At 63.4% G+C, this 7,425-nt stretch carries 8 protein-coding genes; 7 read left to right on the forward strand and 1 reads right to left on the reverse strand.

All coding sequences use genetic code 11. The features are described 5' to 3' along the window. Positions 1-756: 756 nt before the first annotated feature. Positions 757-1,704 (reverse strand): LysR family transcriptional regulator, encoded by a 948-nt coding sequence (locus tag AX735_RS02680; RefSeq protein WP_202189487.1) that lies wholly within the window; start codon positions 1,702-1,704, stop codon positions 757-759. A gap of 107 nt (positions 1,705-1,811) precedes the next feature. Here AX735_RS02680 and AX735_RS02685 point away from each other — a divergent pair, with 107 nt between their 5' ends. From AX735_RS02685 to AX735_RS02715, 7 genes are all read left to right on the forward strand, one after another. Continuing rightward, entirely contained in the window at positions 1,812-2,783 is a 972-nt protein-coding gene (locus AX735_RS02685) for an alpha/beta fold hydrolase (RefSeq protein WP_202189488.1), read from the forward strand. A gap of 29 nt (positions 2,784-2,812) precedes the next feature. Further along, positions 2,813-3,229, forward strand: coding sequence for a DUF6130 family protein (locus AX735_RS02690; protein ID WP_231749996.1), 417 nt, complete (start codon positions 2,813-2,815; stop codon positions 3,227-3,229). An 80-nt stretch (positions 3,230-3,309) separates the two neighbouring features. Next, the gene (locus tag AX735_RS02695) at positions 3,310-4,203 is read left to right on the forward strand and encodes an alpha/beta fold hydrolase (protein WP_082750890.1); all 894 of its coding nucleotides are present in this window, start codon (positions 3,310-3,312) and stop codon (positions 4,201-4,203) included. Between the two features lie 46 nt (positions 4,204-4,249). Beyond that, complete coding sequence (locus AX735_RS02700) at positions 4,250-5,038, forward strand: alpha/beta fold hydrolase (RefSeq protein WP_231749997.1); 789 nt, start codon at positions 4,250-4,252, stop codon at positions 5,036-5,038. Then, positions 5,035-5,640 carry a pyridoxamine 5'-phosphate oxidase family protein gene (locus tag AX735_RS02705; RefSeq protein ID WP_066275143.1) on the forward strand — a complete coding sequence of 202 codons (606 nt, stop codon included), beginning with the start codon at positions 5,035-5,037 and terminating at the stop codon, positions 5,638-5,640. Before AX735_RS02700 ends, AX735_RS02705 begins: the two co-directional genes overlap by 4 nt. Before the next feature lie 65 nt (positions 5,641-5,705). Then, a complete protein-coding gene (locus AX735_RS02710; RefSeq protein WP_066275167.1) occupies positions 5,706-6,458 on the forward strand; it encodes a glucose 1-dehydrogenase in 753 nt (250 codons plus the stop codon). Positions 6,459-6,504: 46 nt separating this feature from the next. Beyond that, positions 6,505-7,425, forward strand: a 921-nt coding sequence (locus AX735_RS02715; protein WP_066275149.1) for an SDR family oxidoreductase, incomplete at its 3' end; no start/stop codon positions are given.

The following is a 7,425-nucleotide window of genomic DNA, read 5'->3' on the forward strand; positions in this document are numbered from 1 at the left end:
CCGCCCAGCCCAGCCGCGCCCGCGCCGAAGCGGACCGGCCCTGCCGGATCATCAGCACCGCGGTGATCGTGGACAGCAGGCAGATCGCGGCGGCCAGTCCGACAAAGCGGATGTCATGATCGTCGCGAATGCAAAAAAGGATATCGAACAAGGGCCTAGCTCCGGGGAAAAAGCTAGTCTCTCCTATTCCGGAACTGGTTAACAAACCGCACGCCACGGTGTCGGTAACGCAAGTCTGCGCACTCGGGCGCAATCGGACCTGGTGGAGCCGAGGGGGGTAAATTGTCAGCCTCAGGGCATATCAGGATGCCTCTAAGTCTATGATATAAAGAGGATTTCTGAAACGATGTGTCCGATTCTGGTTCAGCGCATTTCACTGCTGCCAAAGTGAAATGTGGTACGAAATGATGGAACAGATTGAGGCTCATGGGTGGATTAACTGCACTTCAGGTGAAGAACGCAAAGCCGGGGCGACACGCCGACGGACGAGGTCTCTAACCGCCGATCAGCGCCCAAGGCGACAATCCGCCACCACCAGCGCCTTCAACCTGGGTCACGCCGCCGGTCAGCAGCAACCGTCCGCCTCCACGCAGAAAACCCAGACCAGAACCACCCTCTGACGCTTCCAATGCAGAACCGTCAGGCAAGCCACAATTGCACATCCCAGACAAGGAATGGGACAGCATCAGGACGCACGGGTTGATCATGCTCCTCAAGTTCGGATCCGGCACATTCTCGCCTTAGGGGAGGCGTGGCCTAAGCCGGAGGATTTTGCAGGCTTGCTCCAGGCTGCTCGGTTTCCCTGAAGCTGGCCCGTAGTCTAAGTCCGGCAAAATCCATAAACGCGCGGACCTTCGGTATCGAGAGCCGATGCTCGGGCGCGACCAGACTGACCGGCACAGCGGGGGGCTGATCGTCAGGGAGCAACACCATGAGGCGGCCGTCGCACACTTCCTGCTGAATCTTGTAGCTGAACACCCGGACGATGCCTCCGCCATCGAGCGCCGCGCTGACCGCCGCCTCGTCCGAATTGACCATCAGGCGCGGGCGCACGCGTACCGTTCTGGCCATCTTGCGGCCCGGTGCGGCCGGAAAGCTCCAGATGTCCTCCGGACTGGCGGGCTCGATCGCGATGCAGTCGTGACTGGCCAGATCGGTAATGCACGTGGGCCTGCCGCGGCGCGCAAGATAAGATGGCGAAGCGCACAGTACCTTGCGAACCTCGCCGATCTTGAGCGCGATCAGCGACGAATCCGGAAGGGCAGCGATGCGCAGTCCTACGTCGATGCCTTCGTCGATGAGATTGGTCATACGGTTCAGCAGCAAGTATCTGATCTGGACCAGCGGATGCTCCTGCAGGAAATCGTCGACGATCGGGCGCAGCAGACGGGTTCCGAACATAACTGGTGCTGTGACGGTCAGTACGCCGCGTGGCGCGGCGCCTTCGCCTGCCGCCGATAGGTCAGCCTCGTCCAGTTCCGCCAGCACGTGGCGGCAAACCGCAGCGTAACGTTCGCCCGCCTCGGTCAGCTGAAGCTTGCGCGTGGACCGGTACAGGAGCGCTGTGCCGACATGGTTTTCAAGAGCTGCAACGGCACGGGTTACGGCGGCAGGCGAACGGCCTAGCCGCCGCCCGGCCCGCGCCATGCTCCCCTCGCTGATCGCCGTTATGAAGACACGCATGCTCTCAAGGCGGTCGATCATCGTTTCGCGCCGCGTAAGTCAAACTGTCGTGCGTCGGGCATTCCGATCCCCCCATGGCCGGCCTAATTTCCTCAGCAGCTCAGATACTCGCCGAAGAGGTCATCAGCATGGCAAAACGTTTCTTAATGACAGCGCTGGCTGCAGGCCTGCTTGCAAGCGGCAATCTCGCCGCTGCCGCCCCGACATCTGGAGCCTGCCCGTCCATCGCTGTGCCGGTCACGCATTATCGGACGACGACGGTAGACGGCGTAGAGATTTTCTACCGCACGGCAGGTTCGCCGGAAAGGCCGGCTCTCGTGCTTTTGCACGGCTTCCCGACCTCGTCGCACATGTTCCGCAATCTAATACCACTATTATCTGATAAATACTACGTGATCGCGCCAGACTATCCGGGCTTCGGCCACAGCGCGGCGCCCGACCATGCCAGCTTTGATTACAGCTTCGCGCATTACGCAAACCTGATGGATGGGCTGCTCCAGCAATTGAAGGTGTCGCGCTATGCCATGTACGTCATGGATTACGGCGCGCCCGTGGGCTACCGGCTGGCGCTCAAGCATCCGGACCGCGTGACTGCGCTGATCGTCCAGAATGGTAATGCCTACGAGGAGGGCCTCAAAGAATTCTGGGATCCGATCAAGGCCTACTGGGCTGACGGGTCGCAGGAAAAGCGCAATGCTTTGAACAGCCTGGTCACACCGGAGGTGACGAAATTCCAGTATGTCGACGGCGTAAAGGACGTGTCGCGCATCGATCCCGACAACTGGCTGCATGATCAGGTGCTGCTCGATCGCCCCGGCAATCGCGACATCCAGCTCGATCTGTTCCGCGACTATGGCACCAACATCCCGCTCTATCCGCAATTCCAGGCCTATTTTCGCCAGCACCAGCCGCCGACGCTGATCGTGTGGGGCAAGAACGACACAATCTTCCCGGCCGATGGCGCGGCACCCTATCTGCGCGACCTGCCCAAGGCCGAGTTGCACATGCTCGACACCGGCCACTTCGCTCTCGAGGACAAGCTCGACGAGATCGCCCCCCTGATCCGGGGCTTCCTCGATCGCACGCTGCCAGGCTGCTGATGCGCACCCGGCTAAAAGGAAGCCTGTTAATGGTGATCGCCGTTGCCGCTGCTGCCAACGCCCAGAGCGCCCGCGATATTCGCGGGCCATCCCCCCTACTCGCGATCGAGAACGAGCCGCCCCCGCGCTTGATCGTCGACGCGCCGCTCCCCGGCCCGCTAGCGGCGGGGCGTGTCTTCATCCAGTATCGGGCCGAGAACATGCGGATCCTGCCGGTGTTCGGGGCCGGCGCGCTCGACGTCTCGCCGCGCATCGGACACGTGCACATCACGGTCGACGGGGCGCCGTGGCACTTCGTCGATGCCAGCGGCGAGACGATCATCCTCGTCGGCCTCGCCCCGGGGGCGCACGAGGTGCTCGTCGAACTCGCCGACCCGACACACCGCGTCGTGACGCGCCAGCGGGTCCGCTTCGTTGTCCCTGCGCCCGCACCGGGGCAGCCATGATCCCGTGACCCGCACCAGTCCGGCCGCCCCGCGCCCTGTGGCTGGAACGCTTCCCCGCGGCGCCCCAACGGAGATTTGCGATGAACATGCTCACCACCAGCGACGGAACCCGCCTGTTCTACAAGGACTGGGGCGAGAAGGACGCGCAGCCGATCGTCTTCCATCACGGCTGGCCGCTTAGCGCGGATGATTGGGACAACCAACTGATGTTCTTCTTGGGCGAAGGCTACCGCGTCATCGCCCACGACCGGCGCGGGCATGGCCGCTCGACCCAGACCGATGCCGGCAATGACATGGACACCTATGCTGCCGACGTGATCGAACTCGCGCGCGCGCTCGACCTGCGCGGGGCGATCCATGTCGGCCACTCGACTGGCGGGGGCGAAGTCACCCGCTATGTCGCCCGCGCCGAGCCCGGGCGCGTCGCCAAGGCGGTGCTGATCAGCGCGATCCCGCCAGTGATGGTGCGCAAGGCCAGCAATCCGGGCGGGCTGCCGATGGACGTGTTCGACGGCTACCGGCAGGCCGTCGCTAGCAACCGCGCGCAAACCTATCTCGAGATCGCCTCGGGCCCCTTTTTCGGGTTCAACCGGCCAGGCACGTCCCCGATCGAAGGCCTGATCCGCAATTGGTGGCGACAGGGCATGATGGGTGGGATCAAGGCCCATTACGACTGCATCAAGGTCTTCTCGGAAACCGATCTGACCGATGATCTCAAAGCCAACGAAGTGCCGGTGCTGGTGATGCATAGCGACGATGATCAGATCGTGCCTTACGCCAATTCCGCGCCGCTCGCGGTCAAGCTGCTCAGGAACGGCACGCTCAAGACCTACAACGGCCTGCCACACGGAATGCCCACCACGCACGCCGACCTTATCAATCAGGACATTCTCGCCTTCATCCGGGAAGACCTCGAACCCTCCGGGATCATCCAAATGCCGCTCACTCAGACCGCGGCCAATCCCCTCTCCTGATGCTGCACTCACACGCATTTCACACTTCGCCGAAAGGACCGAATTGATGCGGCCGATCATGTTTATGCTGGTGGCGGCATTTGCCCTCACCGGCCCCAGCGCAGCGCCCGCTGCACCGCCGCCCGACGCCCGCCCGACGATCATCCTTGTCCACGGAGCCTTCGCCGACTCCTCGAGCTGGAACGCGGTCATCACCGACCTCGCGCGCGATGGCTACCCGGTCATCGCCGCCGCCGTGCCGCTGCGCAGCCTTGCCGGCGACGCGGCCTATGTCCGCAGCCTTGCCGCCAGCATTGCCGGGCCGGTCGTGCTGGTCGGTCACTCCTATGGTGGCAGCGTGATCTCAGTCGCGGCGGCCGAACAGACCAACGTCAAGGCGCTGGTCTTCGTCGCCGGGTTTGCCCCCGAGATCGGCGAGAGCCCCGCAAGCCTTGGCGCGCGCTTCCCGACCGGCTCGCTGGGCGAGAACCTCGCCCCCCCGGTGCTGCTCGCGGACGGTTCAGCCGATCTCTACATTCTCCAGGCGCGCTACTGGAAGCAGTTCGCGGCCGACGTGCCCGAAGGCCAGGCGCTCGAGATGGCAGCCACGCAGCGCCCGATCGCGCAATCGGCGCTGTCGGAACCTGCGGCAGCGTTGGCTTGGCGCAAGATACCGAGCTGGTTCGTCTGGGGCGAGCTTGATCGTAACATCCCCGCAGCCCTTCACAGCTTCATGGCCAGGCGCGCCGATGCACGCGACGCGATCCAAGTGTCCGGCGGCTCGCATGTAGTGATGATTTCCCACCCCGATGCGGTCTCTGCCATCATAAGGCGGGCGGCGGGTGCGGCCCGATGACCCACCGCTTTGCCGAGCTCATGTTCACACCCCATGTCAAGGCGCTGCAGGCGGAGGACGGCTCGCGCGCCTCCTATGCCCGCTTCGAGGAGCCGGGCTTTCCCGCACGTGACCGCCTGACGCAGAAGGAGGCCGAGTTCATCGCCCAGCGCGACAGCTTCTACATGGCGACAACCTCGGAGACAGGCTGGCCCTATGTCCAGCATCGCGGCGGCCCCGCCGGCTTCCTGAAGATGATCGACGAGCAAACCCTCGCCTTCGCCGACTATCCTGGAAACCGCCAGTTCGTCAGCTTCGGGAACATGGCGGCAAGCGATCGGGTCGCGCTCATCCTCATGGATTACCCCAACCGCCGCCGGCTCAAGCTGCTTGGCCATGCGAAGGTCATGGATGCCGAGAGCAATCCGGACCCGCTCGGGTTGTTCGACCCTCCCGGCGATGCGAACTCCGCACGCCTCGTAGTCATCGCGCTGGAAGGCTTCGACTGGAACTGCCCGCAATACATCACGCCGCGTTTCACCGAGGCCGAGATCGCCCCGCTCAGGGCGAAACTGGCGGCGCTCGAAGTCAAGGTTGCCGCGCTGACTGCAGATCAGACGTGAACCCCATGGGGCCGTCGCGCCGCGACCCAGCCAAATTCGATGCAATCAGCCAAGGAGCCAATGACATGAGCGGAGCACTTTCTGGAAAGGTGGCAGTGATCACCGGCGGAACCACAGGGATCGGATTGGCGATTGCCAGTCGCTTTGCGTCGGAAGGCGCGCATGTCTTCCTTACCGGTCGGCGACAGGCCGAGCTGGACGCAGCGGTCACATCGGTTGGCCATGATGCGGTCGGAATCCGTGCCGACATGTCCGATCTTACCGATATCAAGCGAATGTTCGACGAGGTCGGCCAGCATCATTCCCGGATCGACATTCTGGTCGCCAATGCCGGCGGGGGCGAGTTCGCGCCGCTCGACTCGATCACCGAAGAGCACTTCGACAGGACTTTCGGCACCAATGTGAAGGGGGTGCTGTTCTCCGCCCAGATGGCGCTGCCGCTCCTGCGCGACGGGGGCGCGATGATCCTCACCGGCTCGACCGCAGGTTCCGGCGGCATTCCTGCTTTCAGTGTCTACAGCGCGACCAAGGCAGCCGTGCGCAATTTCGCCCGCGGGTGGGCGCTGGACCTCAAGGATCGCCGCATCCGGGTCAACGTGATCAGCCCCGGCCCCATCGACACGCCGGGGTTGCACGGGCTCGGCAAGACCGATGAAGAGGCTGCCGAGTTCAAGGCGGCGATGGCATCCTCCGTGCCGCTGGGGCGCCTCGGTCAGCCGTCCGAAGTGGCAGCGCTCGCGCTCTTCCTTGCCTCGGACGAGGCGAGCTTCATCAACGGGGCAGAGTATTTCGTCGACGGCGGCGCGGCCCAAATTTGACGTAACTCACAGCCTGTACGCGATTTTTCTCAAAGGAACTCAATCAATGGCGCAAGTGCTTGTCACCGGCGGCAGCGGCTACGTTGCGGCTCACTGCATCGTGAAGGCACTGTATGCCGGTCACATGGTGCGAACCAGCCTGCGCTCGCTGCAGCGCGCGGACGAGGTTCGGTCCGCAGTCGTGGCGGGTGGCGTCGATTCGGACCACCTTGCCCGGCTGACGTTTTGCGAGGCGGACCTCAACCATGATGACGGCTGGAGCGAAGCCACAAAGGGATGCGACTATGTGCTGCACGTCGCCTCCCCTTTTCCTGCGACGCCGCCTTCCGATCCGCTGGACATTATCCGGCCCGCTCGCGACGGCGCGCTCAGGGTCCTGCGAGCGAGTGTGGAACAGGGCGTCCGCCGGGTCGTGCTGACATCCTCCTTTGCGGCCATTGGCTACGGGCATGAAGTCGCGGTACGACCTTTCGACGAGCGCGACTGGACCGACATCACCGGGCCAGACATAAACCCCTACATCCAGTCGAAGACGATTGCAGAACAGGCTGTATGGGATTTCATGCAGACGCACGGCCGGGACACCTTGCTTTGCGTCATCAATCCGACCGGGATTTTCGGGCCAACGCTCAGTCGGGTCCTGTCGGCATCGGTCGATCTCATTCGGCAGCTCATGGCGGGCGAGATGCCGGTCGCGCCTCTATCCTATTTCGGTGTTGTGGACGTCCGGGATGTGGCCGATCTCCACTTGCTGGCCATGACCGCTGAAGGCGCAGCCGGCCAGCGCCTTCTGGCAACCACGGAACCGCAGGAGTCCCTCTTATCGGTCTCGAAGATACTTGGGCAGGGCTTCCCCTCCTTGAAAGACCGGTTGCCGGCACGCGAAGTTGCCGACCACTCCACCGATATTGCCAGGTCACGTCCGTCAATGAGGTGTAATTTGGGGTGTGGTCACCGGGCTGCATGG

This window comes from Blastomonas sp. CCH1-A6 (genome assembly GCF_001556365.1).
In the GTDB taxonomy this organism is placed as follows: domain Bacteria; phylum Pseudomonadota; class Alphaproteobacteria; order Sphingomonadales; family Sphingomonadaceae; genus Blastomonas; species Blastomonas ursincola.

Bases quoted from the DNA above. Each gene is read 5' to 3' on its own strand.
- AX735_RS02700 (WP_231749997.1), top strand. From the start codon at position 4,250: ATGCGGCCGATCATGTTTATGCTGGTGGCGGCATTTGCCCTCACCGGC.
- AX735_RS02685 (WP_202189488.1), top strand. From the start codon at position 1,812: ATGGCAAAACGTTTCTTAATGACAGCGCTGGCTGCAGGCCTGCTTGCA.
- AX735_RS02680 (WP_202189487.1), bottom strand. From the start codon at position 1,704: ATGATCGACCGCCTTGAGAGCATGCGTGTCTTCATAACGGCGATCAGC.
- AX735_RS02690 (WP_231749996.1), top strand. From the start codon at position 2,813: ATGGTGATCGCCGTTGCCGCTGCTGCCAACGCCCAGAGCGCCCGCGAT.
- AX735_RS02710 (WP_066275167.1), top strand. From the start codon at position 5,706: ATGAGCGGAGCACTTTCTGGAAAGGTGGCAGTGATCACCGGCGGAACC.
- AX735_RS02695 (WP_082750890.1), top strand. From the start codon at position 3,310: ATGAACATGCTCACCACCAGCGACGGAACCCGCCTGTTCTACAAGGAC.
- AX735_RS02705 (WP_066275143.1), top strand. From the start codon at position 5,035: ATGACCCACCGCTTTGCCGAGCTCATGTTCACACCCCATGTCAAGGCG.